We start from the raw sequence: 26,166 nt of genomic DNA on the forward strand, positions 1-26,166 counted from the left end.
GCACTTGCACAACGCCCCTGTAATGCCGCTGGACAAAATACGACGTTGATACCACGATTACCGCGCAATACGCGGCCAGCGTCGGGGGGCAGACCGCTCAGTCTTGAGAAGTTCCTCCTGTCCGGGTCGTAACGTCCCCAGCTTCACCAACGGAGGAACCCCGCCATGAGCTTCGGCGATCCCAACAACCCTTACGGCCAGCAGGGCCAGCAGCCCGGCCAGCAGCCGGGCTACGGCCAGCCGTCCGGTCAGCAGGGTTACGGCTACCCGCAGGGTCAGCAGCCCGGTTACGGCTATCCGCAGGCCCCGCCGGTCCAGCCGTACGGCGGCTACCCGGGCGGTCCCGGCGGCCAGATGGAGATGCCGGGCGGTGTCAAGGCGGCCCGCGTGATGCTGTGGGTCATCTCCGCCTTCCAGATCCTCGCCGGAGTCCTCCTGCTGGCCTCGATGGGCACCATCGACGAGGCGATCGACAACAGCGGCGCCACCAGCGCCGACGCCCAGACCTTCGCCGACCTCGGCAAGGGCATCCTGGCGTTCATGGCGGTCCTGATGCTGATCTTCGCCGCGCTCTCGATCCTGCTGGCGCTGAAGATGAAGAACGGTGGCAACGCCACCCGTGTCTGCGCGATCGTCTACGGCGCGTTCGCCACGCTGGGCGGGGTGTTCTCGCTGCCGCTGGGCATCGTCACCATGGCGCTGGGCATCCTGATCATCGTATTCGTCGCGAAGTCGGACGGCGCGGCCTGGTTCCAGCGCCCCCGCTACTGACGCCCCGCCAGTGCGTCTCTTACGCGCACATGACGTAGTCCGAAGGCCGTAATACCCCCTGGTCCAGTGGGTATTACGGCCTTCCGGCATCTCTGCCGCGACATGAACGCGCCACGAGTGACACATGGCGAGTGACACATGGCGAGTGAGGCATCGCGAGTCGGCGCCGCGCGTCACACGTCAGTGGAAGAAGTGGCGCGTCCCCGTGAAGTACATCGTCGCGCCGGCCTTCCGCGCCGCCTCGACGACCTGCTCGTCACGGACGGACCCGCCGGGCTGCACGACCGCCTTGACGCCCGCGGCCAGCAGGATCTCCAGTCCGTCGGGGAACGGGAAGAACGCGTCGGACGCCGCGTACGCCCCCCGCGCGCGCTCCTCGCCCGCGCGCTCCACCGCGAGCTTCGCGGAGTCGACACGATTGACCTGGCCCATACCGACGCCCACCGACGCGCCGCCCCTGGCGAGCAGGATCGCGTTGGACTTGACCGCGCGGCACGCGCGCCAGGCGAAGGCCAGCTCCGCCAGCTCGGCCCCGGACAGCGCCTCGCCGGTCGCGAGGGTCCAGCTCGCCGGGTCGTCGCCACCGGCCTGGAGCCGGTCGGTGACCTGGAGCAGCGCACCGCCGTCGACCGGCTTGACCTCGACGGTCGCGGCCGGGGGCTCGGGACAGCGCAGCACCCGGATGTTCTTCTTACGGGCGAGCACCTCGACCGCACCGTCCTCGTAGTCCGGGGCGACGATCACCTCGGTGAAGATCTCGGCGACCTGCTCGGCCATCGCGACGGAGACCGGCCGGTTGACGGCGATCACCCCGCCGAACGCGGACAGCGGGTCGCACTCGTGCGCCTTGCGGTGTGCCTCGGCCACATCGGCGCCGACCGCGATCCCGCACGGATTGGCGTGCTTGATGATCGCGACACAGGGCTCGGCGTGGTCGTACGCGGCCCGGCGCGCGGCGTCCGTGTCCGTGTAGTTGTTGTACGACATCTCCTTGCCGTGCAACTGCTCGGCCTCGGCCAGACCGCCCTCGCCGCCGGTGTAGAGCGCGGCCGGCTGGTGCGGGTTCTCGCCGTAGCGGAGCACGTTCTTACGGGTGTACGTGGCGCCCAGGAAGTCCGGGAACCCCGAGTCGTCGGCGGCGGCGTAGTCGTCCGCGAACCAGGAGGCCACGGCCACGTCGTACGCAGCGGTGTGCTGGAACGCCTCCGCCGCCAGCCGCTTGCGGGTCGGCAGGTCGAACCCGCCGCTCCGTACGGCCCCGAGGACGTCCGCGTACCGCTCGGGGCTGGTGACGACCGCGACCGACGGATGGTTCTTGGCGGCGGCGCGGACCATCGAGGGCCCGCCGATGTCGATCTGCTCGACGCACTCGTCGGCGTCCGCGCCGGACGCGACCGTCTCACGGAACGGATAGAGGTTCACGACGACCAGATCGAACGGCTCGATGTCCAGCTCGGCGAGCTGCTCGCGGTGCGAGTCGAGCCGGAGGTCGGCGAGGATCCCTGCGTGGACGCGCGGGTGCAGCGTCTTGACGCGGCCGTCCAGGCACTCGGGGAAGCCGGTCAGCTCCTCGACCTTGGTGACCGGTACCCCAGCCGCGGCGATCTTCGAGGCGGTGGAACCCGTCGAGACCAGGGTGACGCCCGCCTCGTGCAGCCCGCGGGCCAGCTCCTCCAGGCCCGTCTTGTCGTAGACGCTGACCAGCGCCCTACGGATGGGGCGGTTCGTACCTTCGGCGGTCACTGGATCGTTACCTTTCGTCCCTCAATGCGGTAGCCGTGCCGGGCCAGACGCCCCACGACCTCGACGAGCAGGCGTCGCTCGACTTCCTTGATGCGCTCATGGAGAGCGTCTTCCTCGTCCTCGTCCCGTACCTCGACCACGCCCTGCGCGATGATCGGGCCGGTGTCGACGCCGTCGTCGACGAAGTGGACGGTGCAGCCGGTGACCTTCGCGCCGTACGCGAGCGCGTCACGTACGCCATGGGCACCGGGAAAACTGGGCAGCAGGGCGGGATGCGTGTTGACGAACCGGCCGCCGAAGCGCGCGAGGAACTCCTTCCCCACGATCTTCATGAAGCCGGCCGACACCACCAGATCCGGTTCGTACGCCGCGGTCGCCTCGGTCAGCGCCGCGTCCCACTCGTCACGTGTGCCGTAGTCCTTGACCCTGCGGACGAAGACCGGCAGCCCGGCGCGCTCGGCGCGCTCCAGACCCCCGATGGAGCCACGGTCCGCGCCGACCGCGACGATCCGTGCCCCGAAGCCCTCCGGGTCGTCGCCGATGGCGTCGAGCAGGGCCTGGAGATTCGTGCCGGAACCGGAGACGAGGACCACCACACGGGCCGGACCGGCCGTGGCGGGCGGGAAGGCCACGGAGGGTGCGGGGGTGGGCGTGGAGGCGGGGGGCGGAGAGGCGGGGGGCGGGGGGGCCACGGCGGGCGCCTTTCTGGGAGCGAGCACAGCCTCGCGGGTCGTGCGGCGTCATGGGTCGGCTGTGTGGCCGGCGATGTGACGTGGTCGCAGGGCTTTGTGTGGTCCTACGAACGAATCACATTCCCCCATACGGGGAACTCTACGAAGGAGCCGACCGTCAGCAACGATACCGGCACACCGAGCGGCCCCCACGGGACGGGGGCGTGGCCGAGAGGTAGCGTCTGGGGACAGGGTTTCCGTCTCCGGGACGGGCCATACGAGACAAGACCCCCGCGCGCAGGGTCTGAGGGGAAGACGTTCACCAGATGCAGGACCGACGCCGCCGCACGGCACTCCACCTCCCGCCGCCCGCTGGGCCGGTGCTGCTGCCGCGGGAACGCCAGTCCTCCTCCGGGCCGTCGGGGACCACGGGATCCTCCGGTTCCCCGGATTCCCCGGACTCCGGCCCCGCTTCGGGCCCGGGTGCCGGTGGGTCCTCGGGGTCCGGTGGGTCCTCAGGGCCCGTAGACGACAATCCTTTCGCACCGCCGCCCGAGGGCAGGCCCGACCAGCCCTGGCGGCCCCGGCACCCCGAGGGCGCCGGCCCGTCCGGCGACGGGTCAGGATCCGGCCCCGACCGGGGCGGCTGGGGCAGCCAGTGGAGCAGCCGCCAGCCGGGCCGCTCCACGGGCGGCTTCGGCAGCCGACCGGGCGGTCAGAACGGGCAGCAGGGCCAGGGCTCCGACCAGGACGGTCCCGAGGGAGGCCGTGGCGGCGGGCTGCGCTGGGATCCGACGGACCCGATCCAGCGCCGTGCCCGCTACGCGCTGCTCGGCGGGATGTGGGCCTTCTTCTTCGCGCTCTTCGACTTCCCGGAGATCGCCCTGCTGCTCGGCTCCCTGGCGCTGTACTGGGGCATCAGCTCCCTGCGCAACAAGCCGGCGAGCGGTTCGTCCTCCGGCCAGGACGGCGCCGCGTCCGGCGGCTCGCCGTCAGGCGTGTCCGCTTTCCCCGCTCCGACCGCGCCGGCCACTTCGGCCACCGGGCAGAACGCCCCGGCCCAGGGCCCCCGAGGTCCGGGCCACGGCCCGGCCGGTCCGGTGGCGGTGTCGAGCCGGCAGCAGACGACGGCGGCGGTGAGCGGCCTGGTGACGGCCGCCATCGCGCTGGCGATCGTGGCCGCGACCTTCACCGTGCAGGTGGTCTACCGCGACTACTACACCTGTCTCAACGACTCCCTGACGAAGACGGGCCAGCTCTCCTGCAACGACGAGCTGCCGTCTTCGCTGGTCCCGGTCTTCGGCGTCAAGGAGTGAACCCGGACCCGGGACCGGAGGCCGTGCCGGAATCCGGGACGGATCCGTCGGGACCGCTCTTCCTGCGTCCGCCTTTCCTGAAGCCGGCCTTCCTCAAGCCGCCCTTGCTGGAGTCGCTCTTTTTGAAGTCGCTCTTCTTGGCGTAGGGCGGCCCGGGTGGCTTGGCGTAGGGCGGCCCCTGGGGCGTTCCCGTGGGCGGGAAGTCGGCCGCCGGACCGCCCGAGGCCGCCTTGATCGCCGCCCACCGTGTCTGCCGCGCACCGCGCTCGTGCCAGGCCTCGTCCAGCAGGAAGTCGTACGGCTCGAATTCCGGCTCTCTCACCTCCGCCCTGTGCGCGGCCGGGACCGCGCGGGCGCCCCGGACCCGGGCGTCGGAGCGGGGGCGGGCACGAGCCCGGGTACGAGTGCGGGCCTGGGCGCCGGAGCGGCCCTGGGCATCCGGGTGCGCGTCCGGGTCCCGGGCCAGGACACCCAGGCCGCCGACCGCCTTCGACGACGGCTCCGGCGCCGGCGTCTCCGTCACCGCCCTGCCGCTGAGCAGCCACATCAGCCGCCGCCAAGGCGCCGGCCACCACGCCGCCGCCGGACCTCCCGACTCCGCGGCCTCGCCATCGGCCCCACCGCTCGCGTCGGGCGCCTTCGCACCGGCCCCGGCTCCCGCCGCCGGTTCCGGCGGTGGCGGTGCGTCGCCGCCCCGCCGCTCCCGCAGTCGCCAGGCCCGCAGCACCAGCGCCATCGGTACGCCGAGCCCCACCGTCCACACCAGCGCGGCCGCGCCCGTCAGCCACCACACCGGCCCGAGGACCGCCAGTCTGCCGTTGCCCATCGGCCCGCCCGACATCGCCGCCAGGAACGCCGTCAGCACCGCGCACACCACCGCGCCCAGCGCCGCCGTCGCCGCGGTCGCACCCACACCCCAGGCCTCCTCCTTCTCCGCGTACGGCGGGGCGGCCACCCGTACGGTGAACCAGGCCAGCGCGCCTCCCGCGAGCACCGGCACGCCCGCCGCGGCCCAGGTCAGTGCCGACCCCGGCCCCTCGGGCACCGCCGCGAGCAGCGGGAAGGACGGCAGCGAGTAGTCACCCGTGACCCCGAAGGGGGTGGCCGTCGCGCCCGTACCGAGCGCGAAGCCCGGTCCCAGGCCGTACGCGGCGCCCCACATCGCCGCGTTCGGCACGAGCACCAGCGCCAGCAGCAGCACGGCGAACCGTCCCGACCAGTCGGAGGCGAGCCGTACGAACGACAGATGCGCCGATTCGCCGTGCCACGCCAGGGAGATCCCGACCAGCAGCGCGCCGCCGCCCAGCAGCAACAGCACCGACGCGACGCCCGCCCGCAGCGCGACGGCGGCCCCGCGCCGGGCCGCGGGCGCCCCAATGGCACGGACGAGCGCTCTCCGGGGGCCACCGGGCAGCCAGGACGGCAGGAGACCACGCGGGCGTCCGCCGCCCGCCGTCCACGCCCCGGCCGTCGCGGACAGGGCCGCCACCACGGGCAGCGTGAGCGCGGCACGCAGCGGGTGCGCGCTGAGCGGAGCGCCCGTCGCGTAGAGCACCGACACCGTGCCGACCAGCAGATATCCACCGGTCAGGGTGAACACGACGGCCGACGCGGAGAGACGGGGCGGCCCGTCGTCCGGTTCCAGGGCGTCCCTGGCCGTCCTGTACACCAGCCAGACCGGCAGGGCCATCAGGAGCAGCGGGATCACCCCCAGCGGCGCGGGATTTCCCGAAAGGGTGTCGGCGCGCACCAGCTCGATGCCATGAGTCAGCAGCCACAGCGCGGCGGCGACGCGCAGGGCTCCGCCCGCCCCGGTGTCGGGGTAGGGCGAAATGATCCACATCGCCAGCACCAGCACCGCGAACAGGCCGAGGCCGAGGCACGCGGCGATGGCCCCGCGGAGGAACGAGGCGGTCAGCGCCGCCGCCCTGCCGCGTTCCACCGCCGAGGCCGAGGACAACGGCGCGCTGCGATCGGTCAATTGGGTCACGTCGCCATGCTGCCCACGACACGCGCTTGATCCACGTAACAGGCGAATGTTCGCCGTGTCGCCCAATATAAGTTTATGTGCTTTTTTGGCCAGAATCGTGCTGCGGGGAGTCCCTCATGACGCAGAACACCACGCAGAGCACCGCGGACGGCTCCCCCGCCGTCCCGCCGCTGCCGCCTCCCGAGGAGCGGCGCAGGCTGCGGGAGGCGAGGTCGATGACCGAGAAGCAGGTCGCTTCGGCCGTGGGTGTCTCGCGGGCGACGATCCGGTCCTGGGAGGCCGGCCGCACGACTCCGCGCGGGCGCAAGGCGGAGAGTTACGCGAAGCTGCTGGCCGCCCTGGACGCGGAGCTGCGGGAGAAGGCCGCGCGGACCGAGCGGGAGGCGCGCAGGGCGGCCATGGAGCGTTCCGCCGCACGGCAGCAGGGCACATCGTCAGCGCCGCAGAGCCGCAGCAGGGCCGGGCGGACGCCGGCACCCCCGAAAGCGGCGTGGCCGGCCGTTCAGCCGTCCCCGTCCGTCCAGCCGTCACGCGATCCGGCGACCGCCAGGCCACCGGCCGGGTCCCCGATGCCCATGGCGCCCCGGGCACCCCTGGCCCCGTCCTGGGCGCGTACCGGAACGGAACCCCGGGCACGTGCCCGGACGGGTACCACCACCGGCGCCGGAACCCAGAGCACGACGCCCGGCACGGGAACCACGAGCGCAAGTGGAAAGGGAAGCGGAGGCGAAACCGGAAAGGGAAGAAAGGGAAGCGGAACCGCCACCCGCGCCGGCACGAGCAGCGACGGCACCGGCACCGACGACAGCAGCGACAGCAGTGCCGGCGGCAGCGGCCTCGAAAGCAGACCGCTCACCCCTGAGCAGGCCTTCGACGCGCTGTACACCTTCGCCGCGCCCTCCCTCGTACGCCAGGCCTATCTGCTCACCGGGCGGCACTCCCTCTCCCAGGAGTCCGTCGAGCGCGCCTTCCGGCTCGCCTGGCAGCGCTGGCCCGAGGTCGCCGTCGACCGCGACCCGGTGGGCTGGATCCGGGCCGCGGCGCACGAGTACGCGCTGTCGCCCTGGCACCGGATGCGCCGCTCCCCCAAGCGCCCCGACACCATGCCCGGCGAGCAGGACACGCCCGCCCGGAAGCTGCTCCGCGAGGCGCTGCTGTCCCTCCCGCCGTCGTACCGCCGCACGCTGCTGCTCTACGACGGTCTCGGCCTCGATCTGCCCGACACCGCGGCCGAGACCGAGGCGAGCACCCCGGCCGCCGCGAGCCGGGTGACGCACGCCCGTGAGGCGGTCGCCGCGAAGGATCCCGAGCTGACCGACATCGAGCTGCTGGGCGAGCGCCTCGGCGTCCTCACCGAGGCCGTGCCCCCGCCGAAGCTCACCGCACCCCGCACCGTACGGACCGGATGCGAGCGCAGGTCCAAGCTCTGGACGCGGGTCGCCATCGCCTTCACCGCGCTGATCGTGGGGGCGACGAGTTTCACCCTGGCCACCGCTCCGACGCGGTACGAAGCGCCGCAGGCGCCGGGCGAACAGATCGGCGACGTGCCGGTGCCCAGCGGCCCGCAGCGGCTGAGCAAGGAGGACCGCAAGCTGCGCGACAAGCTCCACTCCGAGCTGACGAACGGGCCGCCCCGGCTCGTACCGGAACCGTTCTGACACGGCGCGCACGACGCGCGTGGGCCCGCACCCCTGACTCGGGGTGCGGGCCCACGCGCGTGGTGCCGTACGAGTGACGACCCCGTACGGGTCGTGCCGTACAAAAAAAGCCGTGCGGTCGTGCGGTCCTGCGGTCCTGCGGTCGTGCGGAAGGGTCAGCCGGCCAGAATGGCGCGGGCCAGCCCGGCCGTCTCGGTCGGCGTCTTGCCGACCTTCACGCCCGCGGCCTCCAGGGCCTCCTTCTTCGCCTGCGCCGTGCCGGAGGAGCCCGAGACGATGGCGCCGGCGTGGCCCATGGTCTTGCCCTCGGGCGCGGTGAAGCCGGCGACATAGCCGACGACCGGCTTGGTGACGTTCTTCGCGATGAAGTCGGCCGCGCGCTCCTCGGCGTCACCGCCGATCTCACCGATCATCACGATCAGATCGGTGTCGGGGTCGGCCTCGAACGCGGCGAGCGCGTCGATGTGGGTCGTACCGATGACCGGGTCGCCACCGATGCCGACGGCCGACGAGAAGCCGAGATCACGCAGCTCGTACATCATCTGGTAGGTCAGCGTGCCGGACTTGGACACCAGACCGATACGGCCGGGCTTGGTGATGTCGCCCGGGATGATGCCGGCGTTGGACTGACCGGGGGTGATCAGACCGGGGCAGTTCGGACCGATGATGCGCGTCTTGTTGCCCTTGCTGCTCGCGTACGCCCAGAAGGCGGCGGAGTCATGGACCGCGATGCCCTCGGTGATCACGACGGCGAGACCGATCTCGGCGTCGATCGCCTCGACGACGGCCGCCTTGGCGAAGGCCGGGGGCACGAAGACGACGGAGACATCGGCGCCGGTCTTCTCGATGGCCTCGGCCACGGAGCCGAAGACGGGTACGGAGGTCCCGTCGAAGTCGACGGACGTGCCCGCCTTACGCGGGTTCACACCGCCGACGATGTTGGTGCCGTCGGCGAGCATGAGCCTGGTGTGCTTCATGCCGGTGGCGCCGGTCATCCCCTGGACGATGACCTTGCTTTCCTTGGTGAGGAAGATAGCCATGGTGTTGGAGTTCCTGGTCCTTTGTCGTGTCGGAGACGCGCGAAGTCAGCGTGCCGCGGCAAGCTCGGCGGCCTTGTCGGCCGCCCCGTCCATGGTGTCCACGCGCTGCACGAGCGGGTGGTCGGCGTCGGACAGGATCTTGCGACCCAGCTCCGCGTTGTTGCCGTCGAGCCGCACGACCAGCGGCTTCGTGACCTCCTCGCCCTTGGACTTGAGCAGTTCCAGGGCCTGGACGATGCCGTTGGCGACCTCGTCGCACGCGGTGATGCCACCGAAGACATTGACGAAGACGGACTTGACATCCGGGTCGCCGAGGATGATCTCCAGCCCGTTCGCCATGACCTCGGCGGAGGCGCCGCCGCCGATGTCGAGGAAGTTGGCGGGCTTCACACCGCTGTGCGCCTCACCGGCGTACGCGACGACGTCCAGGGTCGACATGACCAGACCCGCGCCGTTGCCGATGATGCCGACCTCGCCGTCGAGCTTGACGTAGTTGAGGTTCTTGGCCTTGGCGGCGGCTTCCAGCGGGTTGGCGGCGGCCTTGTCCTCAAGAGCCGCGTGTCCGGGCTGGCGGAAGTCGGCGTTCTCGTCGAGCGAGACCTTGCCGTCCAGGGCGATGATCTTGTTGTCGCCGGACTTGATCAGCGGGTTCACCTCGACGAGGAGCGCGTCCTCCTCGATGAAGACGGTCCACAGCTTCTGGAGCACGTCGGCGACCTGGTCCGCGATCTCGGCCGGGAACTTCGCGGCGGCGACGATCTCGGCGGCCTTCTCCGGGGTGCAGCCCTCGTTGGCGTCGACCGGGACCTTGGCGAGCGCGTCGGGGTTCTCCTCGGCGACGACCTCGATCTCCACACCACCCTCGACGGAGGCCATGGCGAGGAAGGTGCGGTTGGTGCGGTCCAGCAGGAAGGAGACGTAGTACTCCTCCGCGATGTCGGCCGTCTCGGCCAGCATCACCCGGTGGACCGTGTGGCCCTTGATGTCCATGCCCAGAATCTGACCGGCCTTCTCGACGGCGTCCGCCGGGTCGGAGGCCAGCTTCACGCCGCCCGCCTTACCGCGGCCGCCGACCTTGACCTGCGCCTTGACAACGGCCTTGCCGCCGAGACGCTCGGTCACCTCGCGAGCCGCGTCAGGCGTCGTGATGACTTCACCGGCCAGCACCGGTACACCGTGCTTGGCGAAGAGGTCCCTCGCCTGGTACTCGAACAGGTCCACGCGTGTCCGTCCCTTTGTCTTTTAAACCGCAGCCTGGTGATCGCGGGTTCGTTGTCTGCGTGGGCGTGCCGCGAAGGGCAACGTGACTGCGCTGTCACTGAGGAAGGCGTACTCGCTGTCCGGTACGCGGCATGTCCGTCTCGCAGGTTATCCCCGAGGGCCGTGGGTCCCTAAATCGCAGATCACACCTGAGCGGTGATACCTGTCACATGAGTCTCGTACCCGGCAGATCCTTGTCCGGCACGGGGATCGGGCGCTTCTCGATCGCCGCCGCCATCACCTCCGGAAAGAGGTCCGGCGTACAGGCGAACGCCGGTGCGCCCAGGGCGGCGAGGGCCGCGGCATGCTCCCGATCGTACGCCGGGGCTCCCTCGTCGGACAGCGCGAGCAGCGCCACGAACTGGACGCCCGAGGCCTTCATGGCCGCGACCCTCTTGAGCATCTCGTCGCGTATGCCGCCCTCGTAGAGATCGCTGATCAGGACGACCACGGTGTCGGCCGGTCTGGTGATCCGCGACTGGCAGTAGGCGAGCGCGCGGTTGATGTCCGTGCCACCGCCGAGCTGGGTGCCGAAGAGGACGTCGACGGGGTCGTCGAGCTGGTCCGTGAGATCGACGACGGCCGTGTCGAAGACGACGAGCCGGGTGGCGATCGAACGCATCGACGCCAGGACCGCGCCGAAGACCGAGGCGTAGACGACGGACGCGGCCATCGACCCGGACTGGTCGATACAGAGGACGACTTCCTTCTTCACGGACCGCGTGGCCCTGCCGTAGCCGATCAGCCGCTCCGGGACGACGGTGCCGTGTTCGGGGAGGTAGTTCTTCAGGTTGGCCCGGATCGTACGGTCCCAGTCGATGTCCCGGTGGCGCGGCCCGCTGATCCGCGCGGACCGGTCGAGCGCCCCGGTCAGGGTGGCCCTGGTGCGGGTCGCCAGCCGTTTCTCTATGTCCTGGACCACCTTGCGCACCACCGCGCGGGCGGTCTCCCTGGTCGTCTCGGGCATGACCTTGTTGAGCGAGAGCAGAGTGCCGACGAGATGGACGTCCGCCTCGACCGCCTCCAGCATCTCCGGTTCGAGCAGCAGCGCGGAGAGACCGAGCCGGTCGATCGCGTCGCGCTGCATGACCTGGACGACGGTGCTGGGGAAGTACGTACGGATGTCCCCGAGCCAGCGGGCGACGGAGGGCGCGGAGGCGCCGAGCCCGGCGGAGCGGCCGGCGCCGCTGCCACGCTCCTTGCCCGAGCCGTAGAGGGCCGACAGCGCGCCGTCCATCGCCGCGTCCTTGCCGGAGAGCGCGCGGCCCGTCCCGTCGGCGCTCTCCCCGCCGAGCACCATGCGCCAGCGGCGCAGCCGCTCGTCCGCCGCGCCGTCCCCGGCCGTCCCGTTGCCAGCAGTCGCGTCCCCGGCCGTCGCGTTCCCGGTCATCCCGTCACCTCCGAGAGGTCGTGGTCATGGTCAGGGCCGACGCCGACGCCGGGGCCGGTGGCCCCGGCGGGCCCCAGCAGCAGGCGGAGCACCGGCAGCACGGCATCGGCCCGCGTCTCGTCGAGCCCCGGGCCGAAGCCGGGCGCGAAGGCCCCGGACCCGGACTCCACCGGCCCCCCGCCGGCGGGGCCGCGCCGGACCAGCTCGCCCAGCGTGCGCCGTACTCCCGGCTCGTACGCCGAGAACGTACGGCGCAGCAGCGGGAGTACATCGGTGAAGGAGTCGGCCGGCACCCCGGTCAGCCAGCCGTCGACCAGTCCGAGCAGCCGTTCGTCGTGGATCAGGAGCATGCCGCCGCCCGACGCGCCGCCGACGAAACCCTCGATCCAGGCGGCGGCGTCGGCCGGCGGGGTGCCGGGCGACAGGGCGAGCCCCATGAGCCGTGCGCCGTCGTCCTCGGCGAGCCGCCCGTCGTCCAGCAGCAGCCGGGCCGCCCGCCCTCTGATCACCCCCGCCACGGTGTCCCGCTCCGCGAGCTTGCGCAGGACGGTTCCCCAGCGCCCGGCGAGATCCCGGCCCTCGGTGTGGACGGGGGTGTGGACGGGAGCAGGGGTAGGGGCGGGAGCAGGGGCGGGGGTACGGTCACGCTCGTGGCCGTCGCCACGGGCGTCCGGGAGCAGGCCGATCGCCGTGTGCACGGCGTCGAGGTGCTTGCGCATCTCGGCGGCGCCGTCCGCGTCGAGCCCGGCGCAGGCGGGCGGCAGACCCACACAGATCCGCTCGGCGAGCCCGGCCGCCACATCCCCGAGCGCGGCGGTGTCGGTGGACCGTACGTCCCCGTACCGCAGCGAGCGGGCGAGCGCGGGCAGCGCCTGGGCGAGATGGCCGACATCGGCGTCCAGCGCGGCGCGGTCGGCCAGGGCCCGCATCACCAGGGGCAGGGCATCGGGCAGTCCGGCCAGCAGACAGCGCTCGGCCAGTGACGTGACCTCGGCGAGCGATGTCGCGGACACGGCCTGGGACTCGGCCCTGGCGGTGGCGGCGGCGAGCACGGTGGTGCCCCACACGCCCGCCTCCGCGACCCGTACGTACAGCTCGGGCTCCCAGCGCAGCCGCCAGCTCTCCCGGAAGGTGCCGGTGCTCCCCCGGCCCGCGGCGGGCTCGCCCCAGTCGATGCCCAGCAGCCGCAGCCGGTGCAGCAGCCGGCTGCGCGCCGTGTCCGTCTCCTTGCGCAGATCGAGGTCCACCTCGCGCTCCAGCGCCTCCGGCTTGAGCCGCAGCGAGCGCTGGAGCCGGGCGAGATCGCGCTGCAACGGCACGGCGGGCGCCGTGCCGGGGACATCACCGAGCACATCCCCGACGACGAGCCGGTCCTGGATGAGCCCGAGCGGGATGTCCGACCCGTCGCACATCACGGCCCGTACGGCGTCGGTCGTCTCGCTGAGACCGGCCAGTGGACGGCCGCGCATCACGGCGAGGGTCTCGGCGAGCCGTACCGCCTCGATGACATGGGCGGAGGAGACGATGCGGTCCTCCTCCCGCAGCAGACCCGCGACCTTGGTGAGCCACCGCTCCACGGGACGGTCGGGCACGGCGAAGAGATGTCCGTACCAGCCCGGCGAGTCGATCCCCGCGCCGTAGCCGCTGTGCCGGGCGAGCCTGCGATGGGTCCAGGGCACCCATGTCACCTCGGTCTTCACCTTGGGCAGGCCCTTCAGCAGGGCGCGGTCGGCGGCGAGGGTGGTCCTTCCCGCCAGCGCGGGCACATGCCAGGCACCGCAGACGACCGCGATGTCTCCGTCGGCGAACTCCTTGCGGGCCGCGCGCAGCTGGATACGCATATGGGCCTCGCGGACAAGATCACGCCGGTGTCCGCCGGAGCCGTACTCCTCGCGCAGCGCGCCCATGGCCTCGGCGACCGCCTCGAACGGCGCGAAGGGGCCGTCGGAACGGCTGCCCGGCCCCTGATGCTCGACGACGTCCTCCCACCAGCGCTCGGGATCGTCGTACCCGGCGGCCTCGGCGAGAACGGCGAGCGGGTCGACGCGCAGTTCCTCGGCGTCGGGCTCTGGACCGGCACCGGGCTCGTCCTCGGAGCTGTCCTGCGCGGCCCGCGCCAGTGAGTGCGCCGCGGGGAGATCGATGAACCGCACCGGTACGTCATGGGCCAGCGCCCAGCGGATCGCGACCCACTCGGGTGAGAACTCGGCCAGCGGCCAGAACGCGGCCCGTCCGGGATCGTCCACCGCGTGCGCGAGCAGCGCGACCGGCGGTCGCATCGCCTCGTCCCCCGCGAGCGCCAGCAACGCGTCGCCCTCGGGCGGCCCTTCGACCAGCACCACGCGCGGCGCCGCCGCGTCGAGCGCACGCCGCACCGCCCGCGCGGACCCCGGCCCGTGGTGCCGGACCCCGAGCAGCAGCGGCGCGCGCCCGGCGGCACCGGCGGCCGCCCGCGCCGCCGTCACGCGCTCACCTCGCGGCAGGCGCGGTAGAAGTCCTTCCAGCCGTCGCGCTCGCGGACCACGGTCTCGACATACTCCTGCCAGATCACGCGGTCCGCCGCCGGGTCGCGGACCACCGCGCCGAGGATGCCGGCCGCCACATCACCGGGCCGCAGCACACCGTCGCCGAAGTGGGAGGCGAGTGCCAGGCCATTGGTCACGACGGAGATGGCCTCGGCCGTGGAGAGCGTCCCCGAAGGGGACTTGAGCTTCGTACGGCCGTCGGTCGTCACACCGTCGCGCAGCTCACGGAAGACCGTCACGACCCGGCGGATCTCGTCGATGCCCTCGGGCCCGGCCGGCAGGTCGAGCGAGCGCCCTATCTGATCGACGCGCCGGGAGACGATGTCGACCTCCGCCTCGGGTGTGGCGGGCAGCGGCAGGACGACGGTGTTGAAACGGCGGCGCAGCGCGCTGGAGAGGTCGTTCACCCCGCGGTCGCGGTCGTTGGCCGTGGCGATCAGATTGAAACCGCGCACCGCCTGCACCTCCTGCCCCAGCTCGGGGACCGGCAGCGTCTTCTCGGACAGGATCGTGATGAGCGAGTCCTGCACATCGGCGGGGATACGGGTCAGCTCCTCGACCCGCGCGGTCATGCCCTCGGACATGGCCCGCATCACCGGGCTGGGCACCAGCGCGCCGCGGCTGGGGCCGTGGGCGAGCAGTCGCGCGTAGTTCCAGCCGTACCGGATCGCCTCCTCCGGTGTGCCCGCCGTGCCCTGCACCAGCAGCGTCGAGTCACCGCTGACGGCCGCCGCGAGATGCTCGGAGACCCAGGTCTTGGCGGTGCCCGGCACACCGAGGAGCAGCAGTGCCCGGTCGGTGGCGAGGGTGGTGACCGCGACCTCCACGATCCGGCGCGGTCCCACGTACTTCGGTGTGATCACCGTGCCGTCGGGCAGCGTGCCCCCGAGCAGATAGGTGGCCACGGCCCAGGGCGACAGCCGCCACCGCACGGGCCGCTGCCGGTCGTCGGCCGCGGCCAGGGCCGTCAGCTCGTGGGCGAACGCGTCCTCGGCGTGCGGACGGAGCGCCTCGCTCCCCGTGGTCACGGTGGCGGCGGTGGTTTCGGGCACGGTCATGGATCCCCCTCCAGATCGATCGACCGGATGTGGCTTCCACGGTGCACCACGCCACTGACAATCGGCCGTCCGCGCGGACCGGGGCCCGGCGGACGGCCGTGCGGAGGGCGGGAGTTCAGTCGCCGATCGGTGAGATCGCGATGCAGCCGCCCACGGTGGCCAGGCCCTCGCCCGTCTCCTCCTTGATGACCTCACCCTTGTAGATGATCTTGCAGGTGACCTCGGCGCCGGTGATGTCCACGGCGGTCGGCATGACCGCGGGCGGCATGATGCCCCGGAGTGTGACCGTCTTCCTCCACGGCAGCGTGGGCCGTTCGACCGTCTCGATCTTGGGATCCATGGCCTTGCCCCCGCCGCCGTGGAACTCGATCGTGTCGACACCCTTGCCCGTGACCTCGTAGGTGACCTCGTAGGTCTCGTTGAAGGCCTTGTCCACCTGGTCGACGGTCTCGGAGCAGGCGCTCAGTCCCAGCGTCAGACCGGTGACGGCGAGGGCGCCGAGGGCGGCCCTGACCGTACGGGTGGTGCGGGTGGTGGTACGGGCTGTGCGAGTGGTACCGCTCATCTGTGATCCCCCCGGGTCTTCGCGTATGTCGCTCGTACACAATCGTAAAGGAAGTGCAAAGGGCAGGGCGAGAGTGGCGCAAGAGCCCGCATCGTCCTTGAAATCGCAGGTCGGGGCGATTGTCAGTGGTGGGTCCTAACGTCGTGTCCATGAATCCAACGGGGGTGCGCTGGACGACGGAACAGGTGCTGGCCCTGGCTCCTGACGACGCGTCGCGCAAGGCGGGGAACAGACTGGGCACGGCCGGACCGTGGTCGGGCGCGGGAGCGAGTGCCACGGGGTCCGTGTGGGGGCTGTGCAAGGGCAGCGGCGGCAAGCCGTACCAGACGGTGGTGGACACCACGGGACCGGCGTACAGGTGCAGTTGCCCCAGCCGGAAGTTCCCGTGCAAGCACGCGCTCGGACTGCTGCTGCTCTGGGCGGCCGACGAGGAGACCGTGGGGCGGTCGGAGGCGCCCGACTGGGCCGAGGAGTGGCTCGAAGGGCGCAGACAGCGGGACGAGGAGAAGGCGGCGGAGGGCACGGCGGGCGGGGGCGCGCCGGGGAAGGCGGCCGATCCGGAGGCCGCGCGGCGCAGGGCGGAGCGCAGGGCCGCGCGGATCACGGCGGGGACGACGGAGCTGGAGCAGCGGCTGACGGATCTGCTGCGCGGCGGGCTGGCCGCGGCGGAGCAGTCGGGGTACGGGCTGTGGGAGGAGACGGCTGCCCGGATGGTCGACGCACAGGCGCCGGGACTGGCGGGCAGGGTACGGGAGTTGGGGGCGATCCCGGGCTCGGGGGCCGGCTGGCCGGTGCGACTGCTGGAGGAGTCCGCGCTCCTGCGTCTGCTGACCGCGGGATGGCAGGGGCTCGACCGGCTGCCGGAGCCGCTGGCGACGACGGTCCGTACCCGGGTCGGCCTCCCGTCGCCCCTCGGGGGCGCCCCGGTCAGGGACCACTGGCTGGTCCTGGCTCAGTACGACTCCTCGGACGGCAAGCTGATCACCCGTCGGATCCGGCTGTACGGACGGGACTCGGGCCGCTCGGCGCTGCTGCTCTCCTTCGGGGCCGCGGGCCGGTCCCCGGAGCTGGGACTGCCGGTGGGCCTGGTGATCGACGCCGAGGTCACCCCGCACGCGGGCGCGGGACAGCTGAGGGCCGACTGGGGGCGGCAGTTCGGTGTCCCGGGCCCGATCCAGGAGCCGCCGCCCGGCGGATCCACGACAGCGGCGATCGAGGCGTACGGCGCGGCGCTGCGGGACGACCCGTGGCTCGACGCCTGGCCGGTGACCCTGCGGGATGTCGTCCCCGTACCCGTGCCCGAGGCGGGCGGCGGCTGGCAACTGGCCGACGCCGACGGCGGATCCGCTCTGCCCGTGGCACCGGCGGCTCTGGGGCGTCCCGGCCTCTGGAAGCTGGCCGCGGTCTCCGGCGGCGCGCCCGTGACGGTCTTCGGCGAGTGCGGCCACCGCGGTTTCCATCCGCTCGCGGCCTGGGCCGAGGACATACCGGGGACCGTCCCGCTCACCTGACCGTCCCGCTCATCCGACCGCCGCGCGCGGTGCCGCCCGCGCACCTTCGGAGGACCCGATGCATGTACGGAGGACCCGATGACGAGCACCACCGACACCAGCAGCGCCACCGGCACGAGCAGCGCCACGGGCACCACCGGCGCGCGCGGGGGCACGACCGCCTGGGAAGGGCTGGTCACCGCGGCCCTGCTCGGTACGGACCGCCGCACCCCGCCCGCGGAGATCATGGCGCCCGGCCAGGACGCGCCCGCCGCCCTGCTGGACGCCGCCGCGCTGCACACCGTACGGCGCAGGGCGGGCCTGCTTCCCGCGCGCGCCGCCGCCCGTCCCGAACCGGCGCCCCGGGACGGGCGGCGGCAGTTGCCCGAGTCGGCCGGGAGGCGGCTCGGACAGTTGCTCACCGACCGGTCGGCACCCTCGGGCGGTGGAGGCCGCCGCGGTACGGCCCCCGATCTCACCGAGCTGCTTCCGCAGTGGCTGGCGGCCGCCAATGAGCACGGTTACCGCGCGCCCGCAGCCGTACTGCCCGCGCTGCTCGACGCGGCCCGCGCGCGTACCGATCTGCGGCCGCAGGCCCTGGCCTTCGCGGGGCCGCGCGGTCTCTGGCTCGCCCGGTTCAATCCCGAGTGGAAGTTCGCCCTGCGCGGCGCTTCCGGTGGTTCGGTCCTGCCCGAGGCGCGGGACGCCGAGGCCGTGCGGGTGCTCTGGGAGGAGGGTCTGTTCGCCGAGCGGATCGCCCTGCTCGGCGCGGTACGGGCGCAGGACGGCGAGGCGGCCCGCGCGCTGCTGGCGTCGACCTGGCAGACCGAGCGCGCCGAGGACCGGCTGATGTTCCTCGACTCCCTGCGTACGGGGCTGTCCGGGGCGGACGAACCCTTCCTGGAACGGGCTCTGTCGGACCGCAGCCGCAATGTCCGCTCCACCGCGGCCGAACTGCTCTCGGCGCTCCCGGAGTCCGCGCTCGCGGGACGGATGGCCGCGCGGGCGGCGACCTGCGTGAGCATGGACCGCACGGGCGGCGGCCAGGTCATCGTGGTCGAGGCCCCGCACGAGTGCGACACGGACATGCAGCGCGACGGCGTGGTCCAGACGCCGCCCGCCGGACGGGGGGAACGGTCGTGGTGGCTGGGCCAGTTGGTGGAGGCCGCCCCGCTGGGCACCTGGCCCGACCGGCTCGGGGGCCGCACTCCGGAGGAGATCGTCGCGCTGCCCGTCCTGGACGACTGGCGGGACGAACTCCACGCGGCCTGGTGCCGGTCGGCCGTCCGGCAGCGGGACGCGCGCTGGTCCGCCGCGCTGCTGGGCACACCGGTGACATCCCGGGAGAGCGGCACCGGTACACCGTCCCTCGCGGAGCGGGCGAAACTGCTGGCGACGCTTCCCTCCGCCGAACGGGCCTCCTGGGTGGCCGCGTTCATATCCGCCCACGGCCTCTCCGAGGCGTTCCAGCTGCTCGGCGTCTGCGCGGTGCCCTGGGCCGAGCCGCTCGGCCGGGCGGTCGTCGACGCACTCGACATCGCCCGGGACGCGGGCAGTTACCCCTGGAGCTTCAGCGGGGTGATGGGCCTCGCGGAACGCTGCCTCGACCCTGCCGAGGCGAGCCGGCTCGACCTGCTCACCGCGACCCCGGACGAGACCGAGGACGCCTCGCCGGGCGCGGGCGGCTACTGGTCGGAGGCGTTCCAGCGCTTGGTCTCCACGCTCCGGCTGCGCGCGGCGATGCTGTCGGAACTGAGGGAAACCACCGAACCGGAGGTGCCGGCGCCACCGGCCGAACTGGCCGAACTGGCCGATCTGACCGCACCAGCCGTACAGGCCCTACAGGCCGCACCAGCCGTACAGGCCGCGCCGCACCTATCCGCAGAACCCTCAGCGCCGTAGCAGTGGTAGAGCCGTAACGGCCCGAGCCTTGGAGGCCCGAGCCTGAGGGCCCGCCCACCCTGCGTTACCTACAAGGCATGCCGAATATGCGGGGCACACCGGGACCGGAGCTCACGCGCCCGTCGGCTGGCGGACATGGTCGTTGACCCAGGCGACGATCGATGTCGTCGTCGCGCCAGGGGTGAAGATCTCCGCCACGCCCAGTTCCTTCAGCGGCGCGATGTCCGCCTCCGGGATGATGCCGCCGCCGAAGACCTTGATGTCCTCCGCGTCCCGCTCCTTCAGCAGCTCGATCACCTTCGCGAAAAGGGTGTTGTGCGCACCGGACAGGATGGACAGCCCGATCGCGTCGGCGTCCTCCTGGATCGCGGTGTCCACGATCTGCTCAGGGGTCTGGTGGAGCCCCGTGTAGATGACCTCCATACCGGCGTCGCGCAGCGCCCGCGCGATCACCTTGGCCCCGCGATCGTGGCCGTCGAGACCCGGCTTGGCCACCACCACGCGGATCGGACCGGTCACACCCATCACTGCCTCCACATACCGACTGCGTCGTCAATTGGCCCGGGTCCCCGCGCCCGCCTGGCCCGGAGAGGTGAACGAACGTTATCCACAGCATCCCGCACCCCGCTGTTTCGCGACGGTCGGCGAGGGGGAAATCACACGTGGGACATGTTCGCTTTGCGGTGTTCCGGTACCGCTCGGCCCCACGGCCGGGTCGGGACAGCCGCAAGGGGAGCCGCAGAGGAGCCGCCACACAGGCGCGTTCCACCGGACCGCCGGGGCGGTGCGGTGGAGGTTACCGGTGCGTCGGCTCCGGCACGTCGGCCGCGATCCGACCCGCGTGAGCGGCGCCCCATGAGGGCACACGGGGGTCAGAGCCGCCTCCCGGGTGCCGTTCGGAGGTCGGCCATGCAAATTCTGCCGTTCTTTCCGCTCTCTCCGCTCCTGCCTCCACTGCTGCGCCAGGTGAGCCGCGTACGCGAGGTGACGACACCCCCGGCCGCCCTGCTCCGCGCCAGCGCGATCGATCTGGCCATCCTCACCGGCCATCTCGTCCTCTACCCCGCCGGGATCGTCCAGGAGCGCCGCGCCGCGCCGCTGTCGCCCGAAACCCCCCAGCTCCCCACCGAGGGCCGCGCCCGGCCCCCCGTCGTGCTGCTCCACGGCCTCGTCGACAACCGCTCCGTCTTCGTGATGCTGCGCCGCTCCCTCTCCCGGCACGGCTGGACACGTCTGATCTCGCTCAACTACTCGCCGTTGACGTTCGACATCCGTACGGCCGCCGAGCTGCTCAGCCGGCACATCGAGGAGATCTGCGTCCGGACCGGCCACAGTCAGGTCGATGTGGTGGGGCACAGCCTGGGCGGTCTGATCGCCCGGTACTACGCGCAGCGTCTGGGCGGCGACACCCGGATTCGTATCCTGGTCACGCTCGGTACGCCCCACGAGGGCACCACCGCCGTGCCGCTGGCGGACGCCCACCCCGTGGTGCGGCAGATGCGGCCGGGATCCGCCCTGATCGAGGAGCTGAGGCTGCCCGCGCCCGGCTGCCGTACCCGGTTCGTGAGCTTCTGGAGCGATCTCGACCAGCTCATGGACCCGGTGGAGGCGGCGCGTATCAGTCACCCCGATCTCCTCACACAGAACGTGCATGTGGGCGGTCTCGGCCATCTCACCCTGCCGGTTCATCCCTCGGTCGCGGCCGGTGTACGGCGTGTACTCGAATCGGGATTCCTGCCCGATCTCGGTTCCGGCGGCGAGCCCGACGGGGATTCCGCGGCCGACGGACCGGCGTCCGTCGCCTGAGCCCCGACCAGCCTCCAAACCGGGCATCGGACCGGGCATCGGACCGGACCGCTCACTCGAACACCCTTCGAACGTACGGCCAAGCCTGTGCCCGCAGTCCGCCGAAACACGGCCGAATGCCCGTTTCCTCGGATCCCAAAACCTGCGGAAGATTGTCGCCGTCGCATACCGCCGGGTACAGTCGCGGCCACTGCTTTCCCTCTGGGGGTCCTCTCCACTCAGGACCGGTTTTCCCCAGACCCTGGTTCTGCTGCCGAGGCGAGAGAGAAGTTGGTGAACGACCAGCACGCCCACGCCGGGTACGCCGCATATGACGGTTACCAGACCGGCAGCTATGAGACCGACCCGCTCTTCGGCTCCCTGCCGGGCGGTTATGAAGGCGCTCCGGCCCCCACCGGGCCGTACGAGACGCAGTACGACGCCGGAGCCCAGTGGGACAGCGGCGCGCAGCAGCACCAGACGGCCGGATACGACGCGTACGCCACGCCGCAGTACGACACGAGCGGCCAGTGGGCGAATGTCACCACCAGCGGCACCGGCTACCACCCGTCGGCGGATTATCAGCAGCCGGCGGACTACCAGCCGTCGATGGGCGTCCCCGCCCCGGCGGCCGAGCCCGACCTGACCGGCCAGTGGGACGCCGACGCCTGGAGCCAGGCGAACCAGCTCAACGGGACCGGCCACCCGGGGCAGTTCGAGAACGCGCCGTTCGGATACGACGCGTCGGGCGGGACCGCGACGGCGCCGTTCGACCCGGCGCGGCAGGCCGCGCAGTTCGAGACCGCCCCGTTCGACCCCGAGCAGTTCACGGCCGCCCCCGTCGGATACGAACCGACCGCGGTGTGGATGGCGCCCTCGTTCGACACCGACGCGTACGACGCCACCGCGTGGAACTCGGCGGGCACGACGGCCGATCCGGAGCAGGGCCAGTACGACGCGGAGGGGCAGTACACCCCGGACGGTCAGTACGGCACCGATGGCCAGTACGGCACGGACGGCCACTACGACGCCGACGGTCAGTACGGCACGAAGGCCCCGTACGACCCCGACCAGTTCGACCCCGACGCCGAGTACGGCGCCCCCGGGCCCGAGCCCGAACCCGCCGACGGCTTCGAGGCGGAGCCCGGTTACGAGGCCGACGACCGCGACGGCCCGAGGACCGGGGCGGACGCCGACGGCGAGTTCGACCCCGAGGTCGACTCACTGCACATGGCCCCGACCATGACCGTGCCCGCCATAACCGTGACGCCCGTGACATCTCGCCCGGTACGCCGGGCAGGCGGGAGTGGAAACGGCAGCCGTGGCCGCCGCCGTACCCCCGCCAAGCGCTCCGCACTCCTCACCGTCGCCGTGCCCTCCGCCTGTGTGATGGGCGTCGCCGGTATCGCCGCCGCCTCCGTCGGCGGCCTCGGCGCGGAGGAGACGCAGGACGACACCAAGACCACGGCGACGGCCGCCGATCCCGGCTCCGTGAAGCCCGTCGCCGCGAACAACAAGCTGGACACCCAGCTCGCCGCCCTCAGTGCCGACGCCCGTGACTTCGGTGACCGCGCCAGCCGTACGCAGGAGCGCATCGACCTCAAGGAGCGGCAGGAGGCGGAGCGGAAGCAGCGCGCGGCCGAAGCCGCCCGCAAGGAGGCCCTGCGCCCCAAGTTCGCCCTTCCCGTGGCCATGCACGGCCTCAGCGCGTACTACGGCCAGGCCGGCGTCAACTGGATGTCCGTACACACCGGGATCGACTTCCCCGTCTCGTACGGCACACCGGTGATGGCCGCGACCGACGGCACCGTACGCACGCAGTACAACAGCGCCTACGGCAATATGGCGATCGTGACCGCGGCCGACGGCACCGAGACGTGGTACTGCCATCTCAGCAGCACGAAGATCCGCTCCGGTACGGTCAAGGCCGGTGATGTGATCGCCTATTCGGGGAACTCGGGCAACTCCACCGGCCCCCACCTGCACTTCGAGGTACGTCCCGGTGGCGGCTCGGCGATAGACCCGCTGTCCTGGCTCCGCAGCCACGGCCTCGACCCCACCTAGACACGCACGCACGCACGCACGCACAGAGCACGAAGCACAAGGCACAAAGCCCCTCGGTTCTCCGCACCGAGGGGCTTTCCGCTTTCCTCCCACCGTGGTCCGGCCCGCCAGGACCGGACCAGGGCCCGAGCCGGGCCCGGGACCAGGCCGGACCAGGGTCCGTCGGCTAAAGCTTCTCCACCGGCGCGTACCGCAGCAGCAGCCGCTTGGGCTTGGTGTCCCCGAAGTCGACCGTCGCCTGGGTGTCCGCGCCCGTCCCCGTCACCGCCGTCACCGTGCCCAGACCGAACTGGTCGTGCGTGACACGGTCGCCGACCGCCAGCGAGATCACCGGCCGGTCGGTCGTACGCCGTGTGGCGAAGCCCGAAGGGCCGCCGGACCTGGTGCGCGAGGATCCGGAACCGGACCCGGAACCCGAGGCCGCCGACAACGAGGACGCGATCCCGGACGTCGGACCCGCCGGGATCTGCGCTCCGGTGCGCTTCCACTCCAGATGGTGGCCCGGGATCTCCTCCAGGAACCGTGACGGCGGGTTGTACGAGGGCTGCCCCCAGGCGCTCCGCATCGACGAGCGCGTCAGATAGAGCCGCTCGCGGGCGCGCGTGATACCGACATACGCCAGCCGCCGCTCCTCCTCCAGCTCCTTCGTCTGGCCGAGCGCGCGCATGTGCGGGAAGACGCCGTCCTCCATGCCCGACAGGAACACCACGGGGAACTCAAGGCCCTTCGCGGTGTGCAGGGTCATCAGCGTGATGACGCCGGAGCCGTCCTCGTCCTCGTCGGGGATCTGGTCGGAGTCGGCGACGAGGGCCACCTGCTCCAGGAATTCGGCGAGCGTGCCGGTCGCGCCGGCGCCAGTGCCACCAGCAGCCGCGCCGCCACCAGCGGCCGCACCGGCACCGGCATCCCCGGCAGCCGCCGCACCGGCGTCCGCGCCCACACCCGCGCCGTCGCCCGCACCCGCGCCGTCGCCCGCCGCACCGTCGCCCGTCGCGCCGGCGGCCTGCGCGCGCGCCTGCTCGAACTCCAGCGCCACCGCCGCCAGTTCCTGGAGGTTCTCGATACGGGTCTCGTCCTGCGGATCGGTCGAGGCCTGAAGCTCCGCCAGGTAACCGGTCCGTTCGAACACGGCCTCCAGCACCGTCGCGGGCCCGGCGCCCGATTCGACGACCGTACTCAGCTCCTCCATCAGCGTGTTGAAGCGCTTCACGGCGTTGGCGGAGCGGGCCGCCATGCCGTACGCCTCGTCCACCCGGCGCAGCGCCTGCGGGAAGGTGATCTTCTCCCGCAGCGCGAGGGCGTCGATCATGGCCTCCGCGCGGTCCCCGATACCGCGCTTGGGCACATTGAGGATGCGGCGCAGCGGGACGTTGTCCTCCGGGTTGGCCAGCACCCGCAGATAGGCCAGCACATCGCGGACCTCCTTGCGCTCGTAGAAGCGCACTCCGCCGACGACCTTGTACGGCAGGCCGACCCGGATGAAGATCTCCTCGAAGACACGCGACTGCGCGTTCGTCCGGTAGAAGACCGCGACATCACCCGCCTTGGCCTCACCCGCGTCCGTCAGCCGGTCGATCTCGTCGGCGACGAACTGCGCCTCGTCGTGCTCGGTGTCCGCGACATAGCCGGTGATCTGGGCACCGGCGCCGGCCCTGGTCCACAGATTCTTCGGACGGCGGCTCTCGTTCCGCTCGATGACCGCGTTGGCGGCGCTGAGGATCGTCTGCGTGGAGCGGTAGTTCTGCTCCAGCAAAATCGTGGTCGCGTCCGGATAGTCCTCCTCGAACTGGAGGATGTTACGGATAGTGGCGCCACGGAAGGCGTAGATCGACTGGTCCGCGTCACCGACGACACACAGCTCCGCCGGGTCGTGCTCCTCGCCGGAAGGTCCCGCGCCGGAAGGTCCCGCGCCGGAGGGGCCCACCAGCTCGCGTACGAGTGTGTACTGGGCGTGGTTCGTGTCCTGGTACTCGTCCACCAGCACATGGCGGAAGCGCCGCCTGTAGTGCTCGGCCACATCGGGGAACGCCTGGAGCAGATGGACGGTGGTCATGATGATGTCGTCGAAGTCGAGGGCGTTGGCCTCGCGCAGCCGTGCCTGGTACATCCGGTACGCCTCGGCGAGCGTCTTCTCGAACCCGTCGGAGGCCTGGTCGGCGAAGGTCTCCTCGTCGATCAGCTCATTCTTCAGATTGGAGATCTTGGCGCTGAAGGACTTCGGCGGATAGCGCTTGGGATCGAGGTCCAGATCACGGCAGACCAGGGCCATGAGCCGCTTGGAGTCGGCGGCGTCGTAGATCGAGAACGACGAGGTGAACCCGAGCCGCTTGGACTCGCGCCGCAGGATCCGTACACAGGCGCTGTGGAAGGTCATCACCCACATGGCACCGGCGCGCGGTCCGACGAGCTGCTCGACCCGCTCCTTCATCTCGCCCGCGGCCTTGTTGGTGAAGGTGATCGCCAGTATCTGGCCGGGGTGAACGGCGCGGTTGCCCAGCAGATACGCGATCCGGTGGGTCAGGACCCGGGTCTTCCCCGAGCCGGCCCCGGCCACGATGAGCAGGGGCGATCCCATGTGCACAACGGCCGCGCGCTGTTCTTCGTTCAGCCCTTCGAGCAGCGCGGCGGGGTCCACGACCGTACGCGGGGAGCCGCCGCGGTGATACGGATCGCGCGCCGGCGGTGCGTCGAACGCGCCGTCGAAAAGATCGTCGGGCACCGCCTCCCGGGCATGCTCGTCGTGGTCCTCGGGCGGCGGTGGGTGCTCGTCGCCGGAGGGCTGGAGATCCGCCAGGAAACTGTCGTCAAAGAGGCTGCTCATCGCTCTCCGAGTCTAGGCCCTGTCCGGTCGGTCTTCATGGGCCCGGAACGCCTGGCACGGCACCTCGCCGCGTTGTCGGAGTCGTCCAAGTACGTCCAGTACGAGGACGATCCTCCG

The 26,166-nt window shown here is 71.8% G+C and carries 18 protein-coding genes; 7 read left to right on the plus strand and 11 right to left on the minus strand.

Annotated features, from left to right (window positions below; genetic code table 11):
• Positions 1-165 precede the first annotated feature (165 nt).
• Positions 166-771: a hypothetical protein gene (locus OG214_RS15335; protein WP_363080803.1), complete on the plus strand. Its 606-nt coding sequence runs from the start codon at positions 166-168 to the stop codon at positions 769-771.
• A 180-nt stretch (positions 772-951) separates the two neighbouring features.
• Here OG214_RS15335 and purH read toward each other — a convergent pair whose 3' ends face one another.
• Both purH and purN read right to left on the minus strand, forming a co-directional pair.
• Entirely contained in the window at positions 952-2,514 is a 1,563-nt protein-coding gene (gene purH, locus OG214_RS15340; RefSeq protein WP_405985061.1) for a bifunctional phosphoribosylaminoimidazolecarboxamide formyltransferase/IMP cyclohydrolase, read from the minus strand.
• Complete coding sequence (gene purN / locus OG214_RS15345; RefSeq protein WP_363080811.1) at positions 2,511-3,146, minus strand: phosphoribosylglycinamide formyltransferase; 636 nt, start codon at positions 3,144-3,146, stop codon at positions 2,511-2,513. Before purN ends, purH begins: the two co-directional genes overlap by 4 nt.
• 365 nt (positions 3,147-3,511) lie before the next feature.
• Between purN and OG214_RS15350 the strand changes: the two genes are divergently transcribed.
• Positions 3,512-4,501 (plus strand): hypothetical protein, encoded by a 990-nt coding sequence (locus OG214_RS15350; protein WP_405985062.1) that lies wholly within the window; start codon positions 3,512-3,514, stop codon positions 4,499-4,501.
• On the opposite strand, the gene OG214_RS15355 is transcribed toward OG214_RS15350, so the two are convergent.
• On the minus strand, positions 4,491-6,491 hold the full coding sequence (locus OG214_RS15355; RefSeq protein WP_405985063.1) for a DUF6350 family protein: 2,001 nt from the start codon (positions 6,489-6,491) through the stop codon (positions 4,491-4,493). The two genes, OG214_RS15350 and OG214_RS15355, sit on opposite strands and share 11 nt — an antisense overlap.
• A 116-nt stretch (positions 6,492-6,607) precedes the next feature.
• Between OG214_RS15355 and OG214_RS15360 the strand changes: the two genes are divergently transcribed.
• Entirely contained in the window at positions 6,608-8,149 is a 1,542-nt protein-coding gene (locus tag OG214_RS15360) for a helix-turn-helix domain-containing protein (RefSeq protein ID WP_405985064.1), read from the plus strand.
• A gap of 155 nt (positions 8,150-8,304) precedes the next feature.
• On the opposite strand, the gene sucD is transcribed toward OG214_RS15360, so the two are convergent.
• The 6 genes from sucD to OG214_RS15390 all read right to left on the minus strand — a co-directional run bounded on the left by sucD (position 8,305) and on the right by OG214_RS15390 (position 15,987).
• Positions 8,305-9,189 carry a succinate--CoA ligase subunit alpha gene (gene sucD, locus OG214_RS15365; protein WP_363084601.1) on the minus strand — a complete coding sequence of 295 codons (885 nt, stop codon included), beginning with the start codon at positions 9,187-9,189 and terminating at the stop codon, positions 8,305-8,307.
• Between the two features lie 45 nt (positions 9,190-9,234).
• Positions 9,235-10,410 carry an ADP-forming succinate--CoA ligase subunit beta gene (gene sucC, locus OG214_RS15370; protein WP_363084602.1) on the minus strand — a complete coding sequence of 392 codons (1,176 nt, stop codon included), beginning with the start codon at positions 10,408-10,410 and terminating at the stop codon, positions 9,235-9,237.
• 205 nt (positions 10,411-10,615) lie between these two features.
• Entirely contained in the window at positions 10,616-11,749 is a 1,134-nt protein-coding gene (locus tag OG214_RS15375) for a VWA domain-containing protein (RefSeq protein WP_405987513.1), read from the minus strand.
• 86 nt (positions 11,750-11,835) lie between these two features.
• Positions 11,836-14,304: a DUF5682 family protein gene (locus tag OG214_RS15380; protein ID WP_405985065.1), complete on the minus strand. Its 2,469-nt coding sequence runs from the start codon at positions 14,302-14,304 to the stop codon at positions 11,836-11,838.
• Positions 14,301-15,422: an AAA family ATPase gene (locus tag OG214_RS15385; protein WP_405985066.1), complete on the minus strand. Its 1,122-nt coding sequence runs from the start codon at positions 15,420-15,422 to the stop codon at positions 14,301-14,303. Before OG214_RS15385 ends, OG214_RS15380 begins: the two co-directional genes overlap by 4 nt.
• 115 nt (positions 15,423-15,537) lie before the next feature.
• A complete protein-coding gene (locus tag OG214_RS15390) occupies positions 15,538-15,987 on the minus strand; it encodes an MmpS family transport accessory protein (protein WP_382856599.1) in 450 nt (149 codons plus the stop codon).
• Between the two features lie 149 nt (positions 15,988-16,136).
• Between OG214_RS15390 and OG214_RS15395 the strand changes: the two genes are divergently transcribed.
• Positions 16,137-17,498: an SWIM zinc finger family protein gene (locus OG214_RS15395; RefSeq protein WP_405985067.1), complete on the plus strand. Its 1,362-nt coding sequence runs from the start codon at positions 16,137-16,139 to the stop codon at positions 17,496-17,498.
• 78 nt (positions 17,499-17,576) lie between these two features.
• A complete protein-coding gene (locus OG214_RS15400; RefSeq protein WP_405985068.1) occupies positions 17,577-19,379 on the plus strand; it encodes a DUF5691 domain-containing protein in 1,803 nt (600 codons plus the stop codon).
• 111 nt (positions 19,380-19,490) lie between these two features.
• On the opposite strand, the gene OG214_RS15405 is transcribed toward OG214_RS15400, so the two are convergent.
• A complete protein-coding gene (locus OG214_RS15405; RefSeq protein ID WP_363080393.1) occupies positions 19,491-19,904 on the minus strand; it encodes a cobalamin B12-binding domain-containing protein in 414 nt (137 codons plus the stop codon).
• Positions 19,905-20,288: 384 nt separating this feature from the next.
• Here OG214_RS15405 and OG214_RS15410 point away from each other — a divergent pair, with 384 nt between their 5' ends.
• Complete coding sequence (locus OG214_RS15410) at positions 20,289-21,185, plus strand: alpha/beta fold hydrolase (RefSeq protein WP_363080394.1); 897 nt, start codon at positions 20,289-20,291, stop codon at positions 21,183-21,185.
• 588 nt (positions 21,186-21,773) lie between these two features.
• A complete protein-coding gene (locus OG214_RS15415; RefSeq protein ID WP_405987514.1) occupies positions 21,774-23,228 on the plus strand; it encodes a peptidoglycan DD-metalloendopeptidase family protein in 1,455 nt (484 codons plus the stop codon).
• 166 nt (positions 23,229-23,394) lie between these two features.
• Here OG214_RS15415 and OG214_RS15420 read toward each other — a convergent pair whose 3' ends face one another.
• Positions 23,395-26,049, minus strand: a complete 2,655-nt coding sequence (locus tag OG214_RS15420; RefSeq protein WP_405985069.1) for an ATP-dependent DNA helicase — start codon at positions 26,047-26,049, stop codon at positions 23,395-23,397.
• Between the last annotated feature and the right edge of the window lie 117 nt (positions 26,050-26,166).

Origin of the sequence: Streptomyces sp. NBC_00872, assembly GCF_045161915.1 — a bacterium.
In the GTDB taxonomy this organism is placed as follows: Bacteria; Actinomycetota; Actinomycetes; order Streptomycetales; family Streptomycetaceae; genus Streptomyces.

What these genes read in the sequence shown, in the direction of transcription:
- OG214_RS15335 (WP_363080803.1), top strand. Translation starts at nt 166, where the DNA reads ATGAGCTTCGGCGATCCCAACAACCCTTACGGCCAGCAGGGCCAGCAG.
- OG214_RS15350 (WP_405985062.1), top strand. Translation starts at nt 3,512, where the DNA reads ATGCAGGACCGACGCCGCCGCACGGCACTCCACCTCCCGCCGCCCGCT.
- OG214_RS15360 (WP_405985064.1), top strand. Translation starts at nt 6,608, where the DNA reads ATGACGCAGAACACCACGCAGAGCACCGCGGACGGCTCCCCCGCCGTC.
- sucD (WP_363084601.1), bottom strand. Translation starts at nt 9,189, where the DNA reads ATGGCTATCTTCCTCACCAAGGAAAGCAAGGTCATCGTCCAGGGGATG.
- OG214_RS15375 (WP_405987513.1), bottom strand. Translation starts at nt 11,749, where the DNA reads ATGGTGCTCGGCGGGGAGAGCGCCGACGGGACGGGCCGCGCGCTCTCC.
- OG214_RS15385 (WP_405985066.1), bottom strand. Translation starts at nt 15,422, where the DNA reads ATGACCGTGCCCGAAACCACCGCCGCCACCGTGACCACGGGGAGCGAG.
- OG214_RS15390 (WP_382856599.1), bottom strand. Translation starts at nt 15,987, where the DNA reads ATGAGCGGTACCACTCGCACAGCCCGTACCACCACCCGCACCACCCGT.
- OG214_RS15395 (WP_405985067.1), top strand. Translation starts at nt 16,137, where the DNA reads ATGAATCCAACGGGGGTGCGCTGGACGACGGAACAGGTGCTGGCCCTG.
- OG214_RS15400 (WP_405985068.1), top strand. Translation starts at nt 17,577, where the DNA reads ATGACGAGCACCACCGACACCAGCAGCGCCACCGGCACGAGCAGCGCC.
- OG214_RS15405 (WP_363080393.1), bottom strand. Translation starts at nt 19,904, where the DNA reads ATGGGTGTGACCGGTCCGATCCGCGTGGTGGTGGCCAAGCCGGGTCTC.
- OG214_RS15410 (WP_363080394.1), top strand. Translation starts at nt 20,289, where the DNA reads ATGCAAATTCTGCCGTTCTTTCCGCTCTCTCCGCTCCTGCCTCCACTG.
- OG214_RS15415 (WP_405987514.1), top strand. Translation starts at nt 21,774, where the DNA reads ATGGGCGTCCCCGCCCCGGCGGCCGAGCCCGACCTGACCGGCCAGTGG.
- OG214_RS15420 (WP_405985069.1), bottom strand. Translation starts at nt 26,049, where the DNA reads ATGAGCAGCCTCTTTGACGACAGTTTCCTGGCGGATCTCCAGCCCTCC.